Consider the following 18062-nt stretch of genomic DNA (forward strand, 5'->3'; position numbering starts at 1 on the left):
TCGGTGACGCCGGGCGATGCCCGGCAGCCTTTCGCCACGGCAGCAGGATGGTTCAATGAGTTACGACATGATGGTGTTCGAGGCCAGCGCCGCCCCACGTGAGGCGGCGGCCTTCATCGCCTGGTTCGAAAAGCAGACGCAGTGGAACGAGCGCCACGAGTACGACGACCCGGCAGTCAGCAGCGCGGCGCTGCAGGCGTGGTTTACGGAGATGGCGCAGGAATTCCCGCCGATGAACGGACCGCTTAGCAACGACGATGACGACCGTGCCGAAGTGACCGAGTACAGCATCGGCCAGCAGGTGATCTACGGTGCGTTTGCCTATTCGGTGGCCGAGCGCGCGCACGGGCGCGTGCAGGATCTGGCCGAGAAGCACGGCGTGGGCTTCTTCGATGTGAGTGCTGATGAAGCGGCGATCGTGTTCCCGGATGGGCTGGTGCTGATTGCTGAATGACGGGAGCGGCAGGGCTGCGCCCTGCACCTGCCGAGGCAACGTCAACGGCAACGTCAAAGGCTGGCATTCCGTGGGATGGCGGGGTAGGTCCGGTTGAGGGGGACGCCGTAAACCCATCCATGGGGGCTTGGTCGCGGCATCCATGCCGCTCACACCCCCTCAACCGGACCCACCCCGCCTTCGACAGTTTTCCGGTGGCCAATAGATCCACGCCATGCGTGGATGAGCGCCGGGATGATCGAAATACGCTTTTGTAGAGTCGAGCCATGCTCGACTGCTTCTGCTAGCGATTCAGGAACAGATCGACCGCTTCATCAGCCTCGTAAGCGGTTATCTGCCCAAGCATGCGTGCGACGCCGGTATTGCCGTGGGCCAACGCGAGCGATGTCAGCAACGCTGAACTCATGCTTCTATCATGCGTCTCCAGGATTACGCTGGCGGCAAAGCGAGCGAGGTTCTGGAGCGCCTCTGAGTACTGCGGCTCCAGAAAGTCCGGGAGCACGATGTCGGCTTCTCGTCTCTCAACTTCAATTTTGATCGGCAGCCCAACGAAGTCAAACGTGAGTGCCTTTGACTGAAGCAGAAGTGCGTTCACGATATGCGGAACCGCCGCAAACGAAGCGCTGTAGACGTCCCCTTGATGGCACAGGCTGCTCCACAGCTCGTGCCAGGTGTCCTCGATCGGATCGTCTTCCGATCTTTCGTCTTTCGGGATACTGAGATTGGCGAGCAGCTCCGGGATGTCATCCGCAGCCCCATAGGCATGCTGCAGTTCGGCCCAGCGTGGGTCATCCAGGGCGATAAGCGCCATGTGCCGGTTCCTGTGTCGTGGGGTAGCAACGCAGGATAGGTAGCGCCGACGGCGTCATCAAACGGCAAATGCGACATCGGGGCGATGGGGTCAGAGCCCGATGGGAACGGGATCCGGCCCCGATTCAGAACAACGTGCCCTGCACCGTGGGCTGTTCGATGCGCGCTGGTTGTTCGGGCACATCTTCGGCACCCAACCGCCAGGCCAACCCGCCCAATCGGCTGGCGTGGCGCTTCAACGCCGCCTGCAGCACGTCGGCGCTGCCCGCCACATGCAGCACCTGGCGGGCACGGGTCAGGCCGGTGTAGACCAGTTCGCGCGACAGCACGCGGCTGTCCTGGCGCGGCAGCTGCAACCACACTTCATCGAACTCCGAACCCTGTGCCTTGTGCACGGTCATCGCAAAGGCGCTTTCGTGCGCGGGTAGTGCCGCCGGGTGGAAGGCGCGCGGCTGGTCGACGCTGTCGCCGGGGAACCAGGCCACCATCGCGCCACTGCCATCGCGCAGGCAGATGCCGATATCACCGTTGAATAGGCGGTGCCGGTAGCTGTTCTCGGTGACCAGCAGCAGGCGGCCCTGGAAGTAGCCCGGGGTGTTGCCAGCCAGCAGCTGTTCGATGCGGCTGTTGAGCCCGCGCGCACCTTGCGGGCCTTCGCGCAGCGCGGTCAGCACGCGCAGGCGACCGGCCTGCTGCAGGGCACTTACCGGATCCGCGGCCTCGGCCAGTGCACGCCAATGGCCCAGCAGGTGCTCGCGTTGGCCGCGCAGTGGATCGGCTTCGCCTTCGTGGAAATGCACGCCGGCCAGTTCAGCACTGCGCAGCAGCTGCAACGCGGTGCCGCTGTCGCCTTCGCGCACGGCATGCGCCAGCGGTGCCAGGTCCAGCGCATCACTCTGCCGGTAGCCGCGCTGCAGCTGCACGCGACGGCCGGCGAAAGCGCGTGGTGCGGCCTGCGGCTGCAAGGTGGCCGGGGCCAGCAGGCCGTGCAGCGCCAGCGCGTCGTCGGCGCGGGTGCCGTTGCCATCGCCGCTGGCACGCAGGATCGCACTGAGCACGTCGCCCGCTTCCACCGACGGCAGCTGGTCGGGATCACCGAGCAGGATCAGCCGCGTGCCGCTGGCGATCGCGTCAACCAGCTTGGCCATCATCGGCAGATCGATCATCGACGCTTCGTCGACCACCACCACATCCACCGGCAGCGGATTGTCGGCGTGGTGGCGGAAGCGCGGCGAATCCGGGATCACGCCGAGCAGGCGATGCAGGGTGGTGCCGGTACTGGGCAATGCCGTGCACAGCGCCGGGTCCACGCCGTGCTCCTGCAAGCGCTGCACGGCCTGCCGCAGGCTCTCTGCCATCCGCTCGGCGGCGCGACCGGTGGGCGCGGCCAGCGCCACCTCGGGCAGCGGCTGGCCGGCGTGCCGGGCCTGCGCGGCCAGAAGCAGCAACAGGCGTGCGATGGTCGTGGTCTTGCCGGTGCCGGGGCCGCCGGTGACCAGCGCCAGTGGATGGCGCAGGGTCACCCCGGCCGCGCGTGCCTGGTGATCCTCGCTGCGCAATGCCTGCGGGAACAGCTGCACGAACAACGGCGCCAACGCTGCCATGTCCGGCGCGGGCATGGGATGCCGGCCGATGCGTTGCAGGCCGACCGCCAGCTGACGCTCGTACTCCCGGTAGCGGCGCAGGTAAAGCAGGCCGTTTTCCAGCACCAGCGGCGCATCCTCGGCGATGGCGTCGGCCTGGTCCGGCGTCGCTACCCACGGCGATGCACGCAACTGTGCCAGCCAGTCCTGAGCGGCAGGCCACTCGGGCACGCCTTCCAGCAACCGCTGCGGTTGAGCCGGATCGAACGCGGCGTGGCCCTGCGACACCGCCAGCGAAGCCAGAGCCGCCGCCAGTGCCACACTGTCGGGCGTGTCGTCGCGCAGCCGCTGCAGGCTGGTCGCCAATGCATGATCGAGAGTGCGCAGCAGGCCCTTCTGGTGCAGCTCCTTCAGCAGGCTCATGCGCTGGCTCCACGGGCACGCGCGGCGAGCTGGGCCTGGGCCTGCTCGCCGCCGGCGAACAGCGCGTCGAGTGCATCCACCAGCGCGTACGGGAAACGATCCACGTGCACGCCATTGCCCGCGCCATCCAGGCCGCGGCAGAACAGGTAGCGGATGCCGCCCATGTCGCGCTCGTAGTCGTAGGCCGCGCCCAGGCGGAAGCGCAGCCAGCGATGCAGGGCCACGGTATAGATCAGCGCCTGCAGATCGTATTCGCTGTGGCGCATGGCAATGGCCAGAAGGTCCGGGCTGTAGCCGGGCAGGCGGTTGGACTTGTAGTCGAGCACGTACCACCGACCATCACGCACGTAGGTCAGGTCGATCATGCCGGTCATCAGCCCTTCCAGGCGGCGGCGCTGGCCGAAGCCTCGGCGACCACTGGAAACGCCGTGCGCATGCAGCACCTGCAGCAGGGCCGGCACCGTGGTTGGTTCGATGGCGAAATGGAAGTCGATTTCGGCGCGGCGCTCGCCTTCACCGAGGCTGTACAGCGCACCGCCTTCGGGCAGCGGTACGGTCAGCGTGTGGCCCACCAGCGGCACCAGCACCGCTACGCCATCGTCCAGATCGACGTCGGCATAGCCCTCATCGTGCAGCGCCTTGCGCAGCACCTCGGCCTGGCCCTCGGGTGCTTCCCGGCCTGGTTGCCAGTCAGCCCATGCGGCGAAGTCGACGTTCTCCATTGCCTCGTGCAGCACGTTGCCGAAGCGGCTGCCCATGAAACGCGGGTCGAGCGGCGCGCTGTCCTCGGCCGCCGCGGCGGCTTCCGGCAGTGCCGGTTCCAGCGGCAGCTCCGGGCCGGTGGGTTCGTCGGCTGCCGGCGCCGGCAGCGCGGTGGCGGCGGCTTCGATGTCACTGCCCGCGCCGGCATCGGCGTGGGCCAGCTGGGTGAAGCTGTACACCCACCAGTCGTGCGGAACGCGCCGGGTCAGTGCACGCACCGCCGGAAGATCTCCTTCCACTTCGGCCGCCAGCTGCGGCAGCGCAGCCGGTACCTCACTGTCATCGATGCACACATCGGCATGCGCGCGCAGCGCCTGCAGGTCACCCAGCAGCGGTGCCAGCCGCGTCCTGCCGAGGCCGGCCAGATCACCCGCGGCGATCCACAGCGCGTGCTCGGCACGGGTCAGGCCGACGTACAGCAGGCGCGCATCCTCGGCACGCTGCTCGCGTTCGCGCTGCGCAGTGGCCGCTTCCCAGGCCTCGTCCTTGCCCAGCTTCCAGTGCAGCTGGCGCTGGCCTCCCACATGGACCGTGCAGTGCGAGGCGGTGTTCGGCGCACCGCCGTCGACGCCGACGAAGGGCAGGAACACCAGCGGGTACTCCAGGCCCTTGCTCTTGTGCAGGGTGATGATCTGCACGCGGCGCGCATCCGATTCCAGGCGCAGCAGCTGCTGCTCGTCATCCTGGTCGGCGCTGGCCATCTGGCCCTGCAGCCAGTCCAGCAGGCCGTGCATGCCCAGCGCCTGCGCCGAGGCCTCCTGCAGCAGTTCGCCCAGCTGCAGGTAATTGGTCAGGCGGCGCTCGCCATCGATCAGCGCCAGCAGGCGTTCACCCTGTGCGGCACAGACATCGGCAATCACTGCGAACGGTCCGCCGCGTTGCCAGCGCTCGCGCCAATGCAGCAGCTGCGCCTGGAACCCGCGTTGCAGGTCGCCCTCGCGTTCCATCGCCGCAATCGCACTGGCACGCTGGCCGAGCAGGACCGTTGCCAGCGCGGCCCGCAGGCGGCCTTCGTCGGCCGGCTGCAGCAGCGCCAGCAGCAGTGCACGGAGATCACGCGCTTCGCTGGTGGCGAACAGGCTCTGCTTGCCCGCTGCCACGGCAGGAATGCCGACCGCAGCCAGCGCGCGTTGCACCAGCGTGGCCTCGCGATGCGAACGCACCAGCACCGCGATGTCACCCGGCTGTACCGGGCGCCCACGCAGCACCGCATTGCCCGCGCGCGCCTCGACCAGGATCTGGTGGATCGCCGCCACACAGGCGCGGGTCGCTGCCTCGCGCGAGGCATCGGCACTCATCGCCTTGTCACCGCCACTGCGCAGCACGTGCAGGGTGAGTGCCCGGGCGGCATGGCCGTCGCGCTGGTAGTCCGCATCGCTGCGCACGCCACCGGGCCGCACCGGCTCGAACTGGATGTCACGCTCGAGGAAGGCGTCTTCGCCACCGTTGTCGTACAGCGCCTGCAGCGCCCGCAGCACGGCCGGTCGCGAGCGGAAGTTCTGGTCAAGCACCGGCGCCTGTTGCGCCGCCCGCTTGGCCTTCAGGTAAGTGTGGATGTCACCGCCGCGGAAACCGTAGATCGCCTGCTTGGGATCGCCGATCAGGAACAGCGCCGGTGCCAGGCCGAGCTCGCGCACCTCCGGTGAATCGCCGAACACGGTGTGGAAAATGCCCCACTGACGGTCGTCGGTATCCTGGAACTCATCGACCAGCGCGATGCGGTACTGCGCGCGCAGCTGCTTGACCAGTGCCAGCCGCTGCGGGCCTTCCAGGGCCAGTGCCACGCCATCGATCAGATCGTCGTAGGTCTGCACCCGACGGGTGCGCTTCAGCGCCTGCAGGCGCTGTCTGGCTTCGGCGCGAAGCGCGTGCAGGAAGTTCAACGCGGTGGCACGCAGCCAGGCATCGCGTTCGGCCAGAAGCGCGACATAGCGGGCCAACGGCGCCTGCAATGGCGACGATGGCGTGCGCTCGGCGAATTTCTTGTTGGTCTTGGCCGCCAGCGCCTCCGGCAGCAGTGCCGGCAGGCGCTCGCTGGTCAGCAGCTCGCGCGGGTCTGCGCGCTCGGCCCAGCCCAGCAGTTGCCGGCCCAGCGGGTGCAGCCAGCCCAGCTTGTATGACACGCCGTTGATCCATTTGTTGTCGACCGCATCGCAGAGGTCGATGAAGAACTGCTCGCCATGCTCGCGCAGCGCCTGCTGCAGTTCGGAGGCAGTGGCCTGCAATGCCGGGTGTGGATCGGCCAGCGCCACCGCCTGTGGCAACGGGTGCAGCGGTGGCGCGGCCAGCAGAGCGCGCAGATCGGCGGCCAGTGCGTCCGGGGTGGACCACAGCCAGGTCAGCGGTTCCAGCGTGGCCGGGTCATTGGCATGCACGCGCCACAGGTCGGCCGCGAGCTCCTCCAGCAGTTCACGATCGCTGGCCAGCAGTTCCGGCGGATCAAAGGTGTGGCCGCTTTCCAGCGCATGCTCGCGCAGCACGCGGGTGCAGAAGCCGTGGATGGTGAAGATGGATGCCAGGTCGATCTCGTCGGCGGCCACCTGCAGACGGCGTTTCAGTGCGGCGGCGCTCTCGGTGCCGCACTGCAGATGGCGCTGCAGCACTTCGCGGGTCAGCCGCACGTCCGGCGCTTCGCCTTCGACCGGTTCCAGATCGACCAGGCGTGCGGCCAGCGCCAGGCGCTCGCGGATGCGCTTGCGCAGTTCCTGGGTAGCCGCATCGGTGAAGGTCACCGCCAGGATGTGTCCGATGCGCAGGCCCTGCTCCACCACCAGGCGGGTAAACAGCGTGGCCAGGGTGAAGGTCTTGCCGGTACCGGCGCTGGCTTCGATCAGGCGGATGCCCTCCAGCGGCAGGGCCAGATAGGGATCGACCGCCATGCACTGGGCTCGCTCATCGATGAAGGCCGGGCTCATGCGCTGCCCTCCTGGCGAGTTTCGGCGCCGAGAGCGCGGCCTTCGCGCACGGCGCTGAAGACCACCTGGCTGTTGCGCAGCAGGTCGGCATAGCTGGCATCGGAGGCGAACGGGTCGGCCCCGCGCAGCAGCAGCTGCCAGGCGTCGCTGCTGGATTCACCCCAGCTGCGGTCGCTGCCGTGCCACTGCTTCCAGCCCTCGCTGCGCTGTTTCTCTGCCGGCGCGTTGTACAGCACCCAGCCGGTATACGGGGCAAAGCGCAGCGGCTCACGCAGGCCGCGCTGGCGCAACTGCAGCAGCGCGCGCAGCGCCGCGCGTGCAGCGGGAACGCTCAGTGCCGGCAGTACATGCGGGCCGGGACCGGCGTCGCCGCCATCGTGGAACTGCACAAGGGGCAGTGCGTCGCCGGCGGCGTTGGCCAGCAGCCAGTCCAGGCCCTGGCGGATCACTGCATTGCCATTGAGCGTGCCGGCACGCAGGCGCACCAGCCCTTCGGGATGCCGATCGGCCACGCGGCCGTGCAGGCGCACGCCATCGATCTCCACTTCGTAGCGACGGCTTTCAAGCGGCTCGCCCTGCATCCAGTCCAGCAACGCACTGGCATACGGGCGGGTCTTCAACTGCTCCACCTCGAACTGGCGCTGGCCCAATGGACCGGACGGCAGCAGGCCACGCGCGCGCAGCCGCGGGTACAGCGGCTCGGTATCGCCGCTGAGCGTGGCGCGCACCACCGCCGCCTGTACGCTGCGCTTTTCCGGGCCGCGCGATGACAGCACCAGCGGTTCCAGGTCATCAACTTCCCCGGCATCGTCGGCCAGGCGCAGGCCCATCGACTGTGCGAGGAACTGCCCGGCCGGGTCGCACAGGAAGCGGCGCAGGGTGTCGAGCGCGAGCTCGCCTTCCACCGCATCGTCGGGCGGCGGCGGCAAAGGGGCATCGAACCACGGCTGCAGGCCCCCACGCTGGCCGGTGAGGCGGCCGGCAGCGGGATGCCATTGCCGCCGATAGCTGAAGCGGCGTGGATCACCATCTCCGAACGCCGCAGGTGAGAACGGCTGCAGTGCATGGCGCACGGTAAAGCCGCGGGCCGCCGCAGGCGGATCGAGGTGATACGCGGCGGCGGCATCGATCAGTTCACTGACCAGCACCGACGGCTCACGCACGCTGCCATCGCGTGGATCGGCGCCGAGGTAGCTGAGGTAGAACACCTCCTGCGCGGCGGCGAACAGCTGCAGGAACAGGAAGCGGTCGTCTTCGCGGGTGGAGCGATCGCCCGGGCGGCGGCGTGGCGTGTCCAGCTCGGCGGTGAGCTGGTTGAGACCGGCAGCTGGGTCGCGACGCGGGAAATCGCCATCATTGAGACCGAGCACGCAGATCACCCGGAACGGCAGCAGGCGCATCGGCACCATGCGGCCGAAACTGATGCCACCGGTCAGCAGCGGCGCGCGCGTATCGGCCTCGCCCAGTACGCCGGCGAAGTGCGAACGCACCACCTCAGGCGGCACACCGTCTTCGAACCCGGCCTTGGCGGCATCGTCGGCGAACTGATTCAGCAGCTTGCGCAGGCGCTCGAGGGCACGCTGGCTGTTGGGCGAGCTGGGCGCGGTCGGCAGCAGCGCGTCCAGCAGCGACAGCAGCCGTTGCCGCCACTGCGCCGGGGTCAGCAGCTCGCCGAGGCGACGCTGGTAGACCGCCAGCACGCGCAGCAGCCGCAGCAGCCGGTCCAGTGCTTCCAGCGCGCCGCCCTCCAGCTCGATCCACGGAGCCACGCCGGCCAGGTCCGCCTCGCTGCCGGTGGCGTGACCGAGCACCAGGCGGTCCAGTGCGAACTGCCAGGTGTAGGCGTCGTCGGCCGGCGCCTGGTGCTGGTTGCGGTGCTTCGCATCCAGGCCCCAACGTGCGCCGGCCTGCTGCAGCCAGCCATGCAGGCGATCAAAGTCCACTGCCTCCAGCCCGGCCGCTTCGGCCAGCGGCGCGCTGGCCAGCAGGTCCAGCACTTCATTCAGGCCAAAGCGCGACACCGGCAGGCCCAGCAGGTGCACGAACACATCGGCCAGCGGCTCGCCCGCGAGCGGGCTGCTGTCGGCCAGCGCGTAGGGAATGTGCTCCTCCTCGCCGCCGCGGCCGCCGAACACCGCTTCCAGGTACGGCACATAGGGATCGATGTCCGGTGCAAGCACCGCGATCTCGCGCGCCTGCAGCGGTGGGTCGAAGCGCGGGTCCTGCAACAGGCTTCTGAGCTGGTCGTGCAGCACCTGCAGCTCGCGCAGCCGGGTGTGGCAGGCATGCACCTGCAGGCTGGGGTCGTCGCTGCGCAGCCCATCACGCAGTTCGCCCGAGGGCAGTGCGCGACGGTGGAACAGATCGCGCTGCAGGCGATGCAGCAGGCTGTCGGACAGGCCGCCTTCGTCCAGGGTCGGCCGGGTGTCTTCTTCCGGATCCGAATACGCGGCAATCTCGCCGGCCGGGTGCACCACCTCGTAGCTGCCCAGCACCGCCATGAAGTCGCGGCCGGCCGCACCCCAGGCTTCCAGCAGGCGGTTCTCACCGGCCGCTTCACCGAAGGGATCGGGCGCGCCGCTGCGCAGGCGCTCGGCCAGCGTCTGCAGGTCACCCCAGTACGACTGCACCGGGGTGGGCATATAGAAGTGCAGCTCGCCCACCCGCGCCTGGGTGGCCATCACCCGCAGCACATCGGGCGAGATGTTGAGCGTTGCGAACGCGGACATGCGCGGCGGCAGGCCCTGCGGCAGCGGCTGGCCGGCGCCCTCGAAGCGATCCAGGTACGCCTGGATGCGGCGCGCGCGGTAGTCGCGGCCATGGGCGATGGTGCGCCACAGGATCGCCTGCGGGTCGGCCGGGTCGGCGCCGGCCTCCCAGCGCAGCAACCAGTCGCGGCGCCAGGCCTGGTACTTCTCGAACACCGACGCCAGTTCACCGGCCAGTGCCCACGGCTTCAGGGCGTCGCCGCCGGCAAGATAGGACTGCAGCGCGCGCATCGGTGGCTGCGCCAGCAGCGCCGGGTCGCGCAGTGCCTGGTACAGCTTCCAGTGCAGGCCCGCCGCGTCCAGGTCGTCGTGTTCGCCCGGCACATTGGCATTGAGTGCACGGGCAACGAACTCGCCCGGGGTCAGGAACTCGAGGTTGGCGGCCACGCCATATTCGGCAGCGAGTGTCGCTTGCAGCCAACGCCGCATCGCCACCTGCGGGATCAGCACCACCTCCGGCGCGAGCAGCGGCTGGCCCGGAACCGGCACACGCACGTTGCGCGCCAGCAGCGCAGCCAGCACGTCCAGGGAGTTGGAATGGTAGAGGCGGAAATCGCTGCCCGGGTCACTCATCATGCACAGTGTGCAGCACGGCAGGCAGTATTCAATGGCCCGCCCATCGCCGGTACGGATTGTTCCGCGCCGCCGGCCGATTGTCCCGGCCTGGCAAGGGTCTTGCCGTGCCACAATACTGGACCGTCCAGTCTGCTTATGTTCAGCCGATGGGCCCGATCCTTCGATGTCTAAAAAACGTTAATGGTGCCCATGTCGGCTTCCACCTCCAGTCTGGTGCAGTTATCCAACGTCCGCATCGACCGGAGCGGGCGCACGATCCTGCGTGACGTGTCGCTGCAGGTGCCCAAGGGCAGCATCACGGCCGTGCTGGGCCCGTCCGGCAGTGGCAAGTCGACCCTGCTGGCGGCACTGACCGGCGAACTGCGTCCGGTCGCCGGCGAGGTCACCCTGTTCGGCAAGCCGATTCCGCATGACAGCGGCGCGCTGCTGGAAATGCGCAAGAGCGTGGGTGTGCTGCTGCAGGGCAACGGCCTGCTGACCGATCTGACCGTCGCCGAAAACGTCGCGCTGCCGCTGCGCACGCATACCCGCCTGCCGACCGCCGTGCTGCGCCGCCTGGTGGAAATGAAGCTGCACGCCGTGGGTCTGCTGGCCGCTGCCGATGCCTGGCCGCGCGAACTGTCCGGCGGCATGGCGCGCCGCGTCGCGCTGGCCCGCGCGCTGGCACTGGATCCGCCACTGATGATCTACGACGAGCCGCTGACCGGGTTGGACCCGATCGCCTCCGGCGTGATCATGAGCCTGATCCAGCGCCTCAACCACAGCCTGGGGCTGACCAGCATCATCGTCAGCCACCACGTGCACGAGACCCTGCCGATCTGCGACCAGGTGATCGCCATCGCCAATGGCGGCATCGTGTTCCAGGGCACGCCCGAGGCGCTGCAGTCCAGCCAGGACCCGCTGCTGCGGCAGTTCCTGCACGGCCAGCCCGATGGCCCCATTCCGTTCGATGCCGCGCCGCGCGCGAGGGTCGCCTGATGCCGTTCGTCCAAGCCACCCGCTCGCTGGGTCGCGCCGGCCTGTTCTCGCTGACCGTGCTGCGTGGTTCGCTGCCGACCCGTGATTTCCTGGCCGAGCTGACCCGCGAGATCTACAAGATCGGCGCACGCTCGCTGCCGATCATCGCCGTCGGTGGTGCCTTCGTCGGCCTGGTGCTGACCCTGCAGGGCTACCGCACGCTGACCACCTTCGGTGCGGCCGACGCGCTGTCGACCCTGCTCGGCCTGTCGCTGTACCGGGAACTGGCGCCGGTGCTGACCGCGCTGCTGTTCATCGGCCGCGCCGGCAGCTCGATCGCCGCCGAACTGGGCCTGATGCGCGCCACCGACCAGATCAAGGCACTGGAGCTGATGGCGATCGACCCGGTGGCCAAAGCCGTCGCGCCGCGCTTCTGGGCGGCGGTGCTGACCGTGCCGCTGCTGACCGGCATCTTCTGCTCGCTGGCGATCAGCGCCAGCTACTTCGAAGCGGTGCACGTGCTGGGCCTGGACAATGGCGTGTTCTGGTCGGCACTGCGCAACAGCGTCGATTTCTGGGATGACTTCGGCGTGGCGATGCTGAAGTCGGCGATTTTCGGCGGCACCGCAGCGCTGGTCGCCGCCTATGTTGGTTTCCACGCCGAGCCGACCATCGAGGGCACCTCGGTGGCGACCACCCGTGCGGTGGTCAATGCCTCGCTGCTGGTGCTGATGTTCAACTTCGTGCTGTCGGCAATGTTGTTCACCTAACCCCTCCACCGGCGGTGCGCATGCGCGCGCGGCCACCACGACTCGATCAGGTAATCCACATGGCCATCCGCGGTCCCAGACTCGAATTCTCCGTCGGCGCCTTCCTGCTGCTGGCCCTGGCCTCGCTGATGGTGCTGGCCGTGGCCTCGACCAACCAGCGCTGGAGCTGGGGCAGCCAGGGCTACGAGCTGAAGGCGCGCTTCTCCCAGGTCGGCCAGCTGCGCAAGCAGGCGCCGGTGAAGATCGGCGGCGTCACCGTCGGCCAGGTCGCCTCCATCGACCTGGATCCGGTGAAGTTCGAATCCATCGTGACCCTGCGCATGGACAGCAAGGTCAAGGACCTGCCGGCGGACACCTCGGCGGGCATCTTCACCAGTGGTTTGCTCGGCGAGAGCTATATCGGTCTGCAGCCGGGCGGTGACCCGGACGTGCTGAAGGCCGGTGACGAGATCGTCTTCACCCAGCCGGCGGTGGACCTGATCCAGCTGGTTGGCAAGTACATGTTCAGTGGCGGCGCCGGTGGCGGCGCCGCTCAGAAGCCCAACGATGGCGCGCAGGCGCCTGCAACGGAACCGCAACCATGAAAATGAAACTGATCCCCGCCCTGCTCGCCTCGGCGCTGCTGATGGCCACCCCGTTCCTTGCCCAGGCCCAGGCGGCCGCCCCCGCCGCTGCCGCAGCGCAGGGCCAGGCCGGCAAGGTGGTGATCGACGCCAGCACGCGCATTCTGACCACGCTGCAGCAGCGCCGCAGCGAGTTCAGCAGCAACCCGGCCAGCCTGCGCAGCTACATCGACAGCGAACTGAACCGCACCTTTGACCGCGACTATGCGGCACGCCTGGTGCTGGGCCCGCACGCACGCGGCGCCTCCGACGCCGACATCAAGCTGTTCGCCGATGCGATGGCCGACAGCCTGATGCAGCGCTACGGTTCGACCCTGCTCAACATCCAGGGCAAGCCGAGCTTCCGCCTGAAGGGTGAAAGCCCGCTGCCGGGCAACCGTGGCGTGCGCGTCAGCACTGAACTGGTGCGCGCCGGCAACGAACCGACCCCGGTCGAGTACTGGATGCGCAACGTGAACGGCCAGTGGAAGATCTTCGACGTCAACATCGAAGGCATTTCCTACGTGCAGACCTTCCGCAACCAGTTCGATACTCCCTTGCGCCAGAAGGGCATCAAGCAGGTGGCCAGCGAGCTGCGCAGCGGCAGCATGCAGGCCGGGCCGGCGGGCAATGGCAAGTAACGCACTGGCGCTGCTGGAAGGCGACACCCTGCGCCTGCGCGGGGTGCTCGACCGTGCCGCGGTGATTGCACTGTGGCCGCAACTGCAGGCCCTGCCAGCCAAGCTGGCGCGGCTGGAGCTGGGTGAGGTCGAGCGCGTGGACAGCGCCGGCCTGGCCCTGCTGGCCGAACTGGCCTCCCGGGCACGCAAGGCAGGCCATGCGCTGGCCATTTCCGGCGCGCCGGCCGGCTTCAACGAGCTGAGCGCAGCCTACCGGCTGTCGCCCGACCTGGACTTCAACGCTACTTCTGCTGCGAGCTGACATGAACGTCGTACGCACTTTCCCCCTGATCCTCCTGGCCACCGCCCTGACCGCCTGTGCCGGCAAGCCCGCGCGCAGCGACGCACCGGTCGCCAGCACCGTGGTCGCGCCCGGCCCTGCGGCCGAAGCGCCGGCCGCAACGGCCGATACCGGCGTGGTCGGTACTGCTCCGGTCGCTTCCGTGGCCAACCCGGCGACGCCTGCCGCTGCGGCGCCGACAGCTGCGCCGCAGGGCGCAGAGGCCAGCCCACCGAAGACCGCAGCATCCTCCGCCGCCAGCGACGATGATTTCGACGCCCTGTATGGTGGCACCGGCAACACCGGCAGTGCGGCGGCCTACGATCCGTGGGAACCGTTCAACCGCAAGGTCCACAAGTTCAACAATGCGGTCGACCGAGGTGTGGCCCGCCCGCTGGCCACCGCCTATACCCATGTGGTGCCGCGCTTCGCGCGTACCGGCGTCAGCAACTTCTTCAGCAACCTGCGTGCGCCGGTGACCATCACCAACCAGCTGCTGCAGGGCCGCGGTGCCGATGCGTGGGACAGCCTCGGCCGCTTCCTGATGAACAGCACGCTGGGCATCGGTGGCCTGTTCGATCCGGCCAGCAAGGCGATGGTGCCGCGTCGCAATGAAGATTTCGGCCAGACCCTGGGTGCCTGGGGCTGGCGTCGTTCGCGCTACGTGGAACTGCCGTTCTTCGGCCCGCGTACCGTGCGCGATGTGTTCGGCCTGGCCGGTGACATCCCGTTGTCGCCGATCCGCCGAATCGAAGAGGACAAGGTCCGCATCGGCCTGCAGGGCCTGCAGCTGGTCGATACCCGCGCGCAGCTGCTGGCGATCGACGATCTGCGCGACACCGCCGTGGACGAGTACTCGCTGGTGCGCGATGCGTGGATGCAGCGCCGCAACTACCAGATCGAGAACGATCTGCGCAGCAAGCGCGACCGCGGCCATGATGATGCCAATTCGCCGATCCCCGTGGATGCGATGCCGATGCCGAACTGGAGCAACTGATCGCTGCAACCCGTGCATGAAAAAACCCCGCCTCGGCGGGGTTTTTCTTTTCCGGCAGGTGCCAACCTGGATTGGCACGCTTTGCTCAGGCCACCAGCGCGGCCTCGATGGCGTCACGCAGGCGCACGTCATCGGCCGCCACGTCCGGGGCAAAGCGTGCAACCACCTTGCCATCGCGGCCGACCAGGAACTTCTCGAAGTTCCACAGCACTGCCGGTGCCGGATGGATCGGGATCTCCTTGCTGGCCAGGCGCTCGCGCAGCGGGCCTTCGCCGATCGACTGCGGCTGCGCGGCGGTCAGCTGCTGGTACAGCGGGTGGGTGTCTTCGCCAGCCACGCTGATCTTGGAGAACATCGGGAAACTGACATCGTAGGTGAGCTGGCAGAACTGCTGGATCTCGGCCTCGCTGCCCGGCTCCTGGCCAAGGAAGTTGTTGGCGGGGAAGCCTAGCACTTCCAGGCCCTGCGCATGCTTTTCCGCATACAGCGCCTGCAGGCCTTCGTACTGCGGGGTCAGGCCGCACTTGGAGGCGACGTTGACCAGCAGCAGCACCTTGCCCTGGTAGTCGGCAAGCGAGGACGGCTGGCCGTCGATGGTGGTGAGGGGAATGTCCTGGATCGGGATGCTCACGCGGGGCTCCGGCTACGGCGGGAATGGCCCACCAGCATAGCGCCGCGCGATGCCGGTAGTGCCGGCCGCTGGCCGGCAATCGTGCGACCGTTCGCACGGGTTCATGAGGCTGCCGGCCAGCGGCCGGCGCGAGGATTCAATCCACGCAGATCGTGCCCTGCGCCTTGCCGTCATCAATGCGCTGGCGGCAACCGAAGTTCTGGCTGGCATCACGCTGGCAGGTGCCTGTCGCCACGACGCCGGCCACCACCTCTCCCGTCGCCAGGCACTGGCCGCTGCAGTCGCTCTTGCGGCTGCAGGCCTTGCCGGCGTCGGCATAGGGAATCACGCATTGCTCGCGCTGCAGCCGGCCGAGCCGCTGCAGGGTGCCACCGGCGGCCTGGCAGTCCACGTCTCGTGCTTCGCGGTAGGCCTCGTCCGCTTCAGGGGTGCTGGAGGCGGCCTGCGTGGTCGTGTCCACGGTCGTTGGCGCGCTGCTGCAGGCGGCGAGCAGCGCGGTCAGGACAAGGCTGGTGCAGCGGGGCAGGCGCATGGCGGTACCTGGTCGAAGCGGACAGGCCGCCAGCATACCCATCGGCGATGCAGGCGGCGTGTCAGCGTGGCTCAGGCCTCGTCGCCCTCGCCGTCACTGCCTTCCTCCTCGGCCGCCGCATCACCCTCGGCCAGGTCGCCGAGCAGCGACTGCGCCTGTTCGGACGCCAGCGACTCCACGCCACGCAGGCGGCGTTCGATGGTGCGGGTCTTGCGGCTGGCCTCACCGATGCTGCGGCCAACGGTAGTGATCTGCTTCTCGGCCTTTTCCAGGATGCCGGCGAACTTCCCGAACTCGCTCTTGACCGCACCCAGCAGGCTCCACACTTCGCTGGATCGCTTTTCAATGGCCAGCGTGCGGAAGCCCATCTGCAGGCTGTTGAGCAACGCGGTGACCGTGGTCGGTCCGGCCACCACCACACGGTGCTCGCGCTGCAGCAGGTCGACCAGGCCCGGGCGCCGGATCACCTCGGCATACAGGCCTTCGGTGGGCAGGAACATCACCGCGAAGTCCGTGGTGTGCGGTGGCACGATGTACTTGTCGCAGATCGACTTGGCCTGCACGCGCACCGCGCGCTCCAGCTGGATGCCCTGCAGGCGCACGCCCTCGGCATCGCCCTGTTCCTGTGCGTCCAGCAGGCGCTCGTAATCCTCGCGCGGGAACTTGGAGTCGATCGGCAGCCACACCGGCGTGTCGTCGCTGCTGCGGCCCGGCAGGCGCACGGCGATATCGACCATCTCGCCACTATCCGGGCGCACCCTCACCGCACGCGCGTACTGCTCCTGGGTGAGTGTCTGCTCGAGGATGTTCTCCAGCTGCACTTCACCCCAGCTGCCGCGGTTCTTGACGTTGGTCAGCACGCGCTTGAGGTCGCCCACGCCGGTGGCCAGCTGCTGCATCTCGCCGAGGCCACGCTGCACCTGTTCCAGGCGTTCGGAGACCAGCTTGAAGGAGTTGCCCAGCCGCGTTTCCAGCGTCGACTGCAGCTTCTCGTCCACGGTGTGGCGCATCTGCTCCAGCTTCTGGGCGTTGTCGTTCTGCAGCGCGCGCAGCTGTTCCTCCAGCGTGGCACGCATCTCGGCGATGCGCTGCTCGTTGCGCTGGGTCAGTTCCTGCAGGCGCAGGCCCAGACTGTCGGTCAGGCGCTGCTGCGACTGCGCGCCCTCCTCGCGGCCCTTGCGTGCATCGTCCACCAGGGTCTGGCGCAGCGCCCCGAGCTGGGTATCGGTGCGCGCAGTGAGCTCCTGCAGCTGCTGGCCAAACGCATGGATGCGTGCCTCCTGCTGCTGGCCGAAGGTCTCCAGCTGGCCGCGCAGTTCCTGCAGCCGCTGCCCCATCGACGCTGCGCCGCGCTGCTGGCTGTCGGCCACTTCAGCGCGCGCTTTGCGGGCATCTTCGCCCAGCGCTTCGCGCAGCAGGTCCAGGCGCTGATCGGTGCGGGTGGACAGATCGGTCAGCGCGCGGGCGAAGCCATCGAGCTGTTCGCGCAGTTCGCTGCGCCCGGCGCGGGCCTCCTCGCGCACGGCCTGTTCCAGGCGGTCATGCGGCGGACGGCGCAGCAGGGCGACCAGTTGCAGGATGAGCACAGCCAATAGAAGGCCGGCAATGAGCAGGTATTCGGTTTGCATGGGGCAAGTGTAGGCTGGCCGAGTCTCAGCTGCTGCGTCAGGACCATGCCCGCTCTATACGGAAAGCCCACTTCCATCAACGTGCGCAAGGTACTGTGGCTGTGCGCGGAGCTGGATCTGCCCCTGCATCACGAGCCGGCCCCCCCACCTGACCTGCTGGCCACGCTGAACCCCAACCGGCAGGTGCCGGTCCTGCGCGATGGCGACTTCGTGCTGTGGGAATCCAACAGCATCTGCCGCTACCTGGCCGTACGCGCTGGCCGTGATGACCTGCTGCCCGGTACGGCACAGGGCCGCGCCCGGGTCGAGCAGTGGATGGACTGGCAGGCCAGCGACCTCAACAGCGCCTGGCGGCACGTGTTCATGGCGCGCGTGCGGCGGCACCCGGACTACCCCGATGACACCCGTGCCGAGGCCAGCCTGGCGCAGTGGAACCGGCTGATGGCTGTGCTTGATGCACAGCTGGCCGCCACCAACGGCTACGTGGCGGGCAACGCCTTCACCCTCGCTGATGTCGTGCTGGGGCTGTCGGCCCAACGCTGGCGCAGCACGCCGGGCAGTAAACCGGCGCTGCCACACCTCGCAGCATGGTTCGAACGCCTGCGCCAGCAGCCCGGTTTCACCACCCACGTCGACAACGGCGTGGCGTGAGCTGTGGTTCCCGCAGCTGTTGGTAGGTGTCGACCTTGGTCGA

Annotated in this window: 15 protein-coding genes; 8 read left to right on the top strand and 7 right to left on the bottom strand. The window is 68.3% G+C overall.

Features of this window, described 5'->3' with window-relative positions; genetic code table 11:
- The first annotated feature begins 55 nt into the window (after window positions 1-55).
- A complete protein-coding gene (locus ACMGRF_RS18315; protein ID WP_049441258.1) occupies window positions 56-454 on the top strand; it encodes a hypothetical protein in 399 nt (132 codons plus the stop codon).
- Between the two features lie 283 nt (window positions 455-737).
- Here the strand turns inward: ACMGRF_RS18315 and ACMGRF_RS18320 are convergent, their stop codons facing one another.
- The 4 genes from ACMGRF_RS18320 to recC all read right to left on the bottom strand — a co-directional run bounded on the left by ACMGRF_RS18320 (window position 738) and on the right by recC (window position 10291).
- Window positions 738-1265, bottom strand: a complete 528-nt coding sequence (locus ACMGRF_RS18320; protein WP_049414009.1) for a hypothetical protein — start codon at window positions 1263-1265, stop codon at window positions 738-740.
- Between the two features lie 124 nt (window positions 1266-1389).
- A complete protein-coding gene (gene recD / locus ACMGRF_RS18325; protein WP_414485457.1) occupies window positions 1390-3270 on the bottom strand; it encodes an exodeoxyribonuclease V subunit alpha in 1881 nt (626 codons plus the stop codon).
- Window positions 3267-6947 carry an exodeoxyribonuclease V subunit beta gene (gene recB, locus ACMGRF_RS18330; RefSeq protein WP_414485458.1) on the bottom strand — a complete coding sequence of 1227 codons (3681 nt, stop codon included), beginning with the start codon at window positions 6945-6947 and terminating at the stop codon, window positions 3267-3269. The genes recD and recB overlap by 4 nt, the downstream gene beginning before the upstream one ends.
- Entirely contained in the window at window positions 6944-10291 is a 3348-nt protein-coding gene (gene recC / locus ACMGRF_RS18335) for an exodeoxyribonuclease V subunit gamma (protein WP_180879859.1), read from the bottom strand. The genes recB and recC overlap by 4 nt, the downstream gene beginning before the upstream one ends.
- 189 nt (window positions 10292-10480) lie before the next feature.
- Here recC and ACMGRF_RS18340 point away from each other — a divergent pair, with 189 nt between their 5' ends.
- From ACMGRF_RS18340 to ACMGRF_RS18365, 6 genes are read left to right on the top strand one after another with little or no spacing between them, the layout of a single operon-like run.
- Window positions 10481-11269: an ABC transporter ATP-binding protein gene (locus tag ACMGRF_RS18340; protein ID WP_014039019.1), complete on the top strand. Its 789-nt coding sequence runs from the start codon at window positions 10481-10483 to the stop codon at window positions 11267-11269.
- On the top strand, window positions 11269-12018 hold the full coding sequence (locus ACMGRF_RS18345; RefSeq protein ID WP_005414955.1) for an MlaE family lipid ABC transporter permease subunit: 750 nt from the start codon (window positions 11269-11271) through the stop codon (window positions 12016-12018). Before ACMGRF_RS18340 ends, ACMGRF_RS18345 begins: the two co-directional genes overlap by 1 nt.
- 59 nt (window positions 12019-12077) lie before the next feature.
- Window positions 12078-12602 (top strand): outer membrane lipid asymmetry maintenance protein MlaD, encoded by a 525-nt coding sequence (mlaD, locus tag ACMGRF_RS18350; RefSeq protein ID WP_005411706.1) that lies wholly within the window; start codon window positions 12078-12080, stop codon window positions 12600-12602.
- Window positions 12599-13261 (top strand): phospholipid-binding protein MlaC, encoded by a 663-nt coding sequence (locus ACMGRF_RS18355; RefSeq protein WP_049417178.1) that lies wholly within the window; start codon window positions 12599-12601, stop codon window positions 13259-13261. The genes mlaD and ACMGRF_RS18355 overlap by 4 nt, the downstream gene beginning before the upstream one ends.
- The gene (locus ACMGRF_RS18360; protein WP_049417176.1) at window positions 13251-13562 is read left to right on the top strand and encodes a lipid asymmetry maintenance protein MlaB; all 312 of its coding nucleotides are present in this window, start codon (window positions 13251-13253) and stop codon (window positions 13560-13562) included. Before ACMGRF_RS18355 ends, ACMGRF_RS18360 begins: the two co-directional genes overlap by 11 nt.
- Before the next feature lies 1 nt (window position 13563).
- Window positions 13564-14577: a VacJ family lipoprotein gene (locus ACMGRF_RS18365; protein ID WP_049417175.1), complete on the top strand. Its 1014-nt coding sequence runs from the start codon at window positions 13564-13566 to the stop codon at window positions 14575-14577.
- Between the two features lie 85 nt (window positions 14578-14662).
- On the opposite strand, the gene ACMGRF_RS18370 is transcribed toward ACMGRF_RS18365, so the two are convergent.
- The 3 genes from ACMGRF_RS18370 to rmuC form a co-directional block, all read right to left on the bottom strand.
- On the bottom strand, window positions 14663-15208 hold the full coding sequence (locus ACMGRF_RS18370; RefSeq protein WP_414485459.1) for a glutathione peroxidase: 546 nt from the start codon (window positions 15206-15208) through the stop codon (window positions 14663-14665).
- 136 nt (window positions 15209-15344) lie between these two features.
- On the bottom strand, window positions 15345-15740 hold the full coding sequence (locus ACMGRF_RS18375; RefSeq protein ID WP_111191798.1) for a hypothetical protein: 396 nt from the start codon (window positions 15738-15740) through the stop codon (window positions 15345-15347).
- Between the two features lie 71 nt (window positions 15741-15811).
- Window positions 15812-17368 (bottom strand): DNA recombination protein RmuC, encoded by a 1557-nt coding sequence (gene rmuC / locus ACMGRF_RS18380; RefSeq protein ID WP_099486005.1) that lies wholly within the window; start codon window positions 17366-17368, stop codon window positions 15812-15814.
- Between the two features lie 45 nt (window positions 17369-17413).
- Between rmuC and ACMGRF_RS18385 the strand changes: the two genes are divergently transcribed.
- The gene (locus ACMGRF_RS18385) at window positions 17414-18019 is read left to right on the top strand and encodes a glutathione S-transferase family protein (RefSeq protein ID WP_414485460.1); all 606 of its coding nucleotides are present in this window, start codon (window positions 17414-17416) and stop codon (window positions 18017-18019) included.
- Window positions 18020-18062 lie beyond the last annotated feature (43 nt).

It is taken from the genome of Stenotrophomonas sp. EMP41 (assembly GCF_047495535.1).
GTDB lineage: Bacteria > Pseudomonadota > Gammaproteobacteria > Xanthomonadales > Xanthomonadaceae > Stenotrophomonas > Stenotrophomonas sepilia.

Excerpts from the sequence above, each read along its gene's own strand:
- ACMGRF_RS18315 (WP_049441258.1), top strand. The coding sequence starts at position 56 with ATGAGTTACGACATGATGGTGTTCGAGGCCAGCGCCGCCCCACGTGAG.
- ACMGRF_RS18320 (WP_049414009.1), bottom strand. The coding sequence starts at position 1,265 with ATGGCGCTTATCGCCCTGGATGACCCACGCTGGGCCGAACTGCAGCAT.
- recD (WP_414485457.1), bottom strand. The coding sequence starts at position 3,270 with ATGAGCCTGCTGAAGGAGCTGCACCAGAAGGGCCTGCTGCGCACTCTC.
- recB (WP_414485458.1), bottom strand. The coding sequence starts at position 6,947 with ATGAGCCCGGCCTTCATCGATGAGCGAGCCCAGTGCATGGCGGTCGAT.
- recC (WP_180879859.1), bottom strand. The coding sequence starts at position 10,291 with ATGATGAGTGACCCGGGCAGCGATTTCCGCCTCTACCATTCCAACTCC.
- ACMGRF_RS18340 (WP_014039019.1), top strand. The coding sequence starts at position 10,481 with ATGTCGGCTTCCACCTCCAGTCTGGTGCAGTTATCCAACGTCCGCATC.
- ACMGRF_RS18345 (WP_005414955.1), top strand. The coding sequence starts at position 11,269 with ATGCCGTTCGTCCAAGCCACCCGCTCGCTGGGTCGCGCCGGCCTGTTC.
- mlaD (WP_005411706.1), top strand. The coding sequence starts at position 12,078 with ATGGCCATCCGCGGTCCCAGACTCGAATTCTCCGTCGGCGCCTTCCTG.
- ACMGRF_RS18355 (WP_049417178.1), top strand. The coding sequence starts at position 12,599 with ATGAAAATGAAACTGATCCCCGCCCTGCTCGCCTCGGCGCTGCTGATG.
- ACMGRF_RS18360 (WP_049417176.1), top strand. The coding sequence starts at position 13,251 with ATGGCAAGTAACGCACTGGCGCTGCTGGAAGGCGACACCCTGCGCCTG.
- ACMGRF_RS18365 (WP_049417175.1), top strand. The coding sequence starts at position 13,564 with ATGAACGTCGTACGCACTTTCCCCCTGATCCTCCTGGCCACCGCCCTG.
- ACMGRF_RS18375 (WP_111191798.1), bottom strand. The coding sequence starts at position 15,740 with ATGCGCCTGCCCCGCTGCACCAGCCTTGTCCTGACCGCGCTGCTCGCC.
- rmuC (WP_099486005.1), bottom strand. The coding sequence starts at position 17,368 with ATGCAAACCGAATACCTGCTCATTGCCGGCCTTCTATTGGCTGTGCTC.
- ACMGRF_RS18385 (WP_414485460.1), top strand. The coding sequence starts at position 17,414 with ATGCCCGCTCTATACGGAAAGCCCACTTCCATCAACGTGCGCAAGGTA.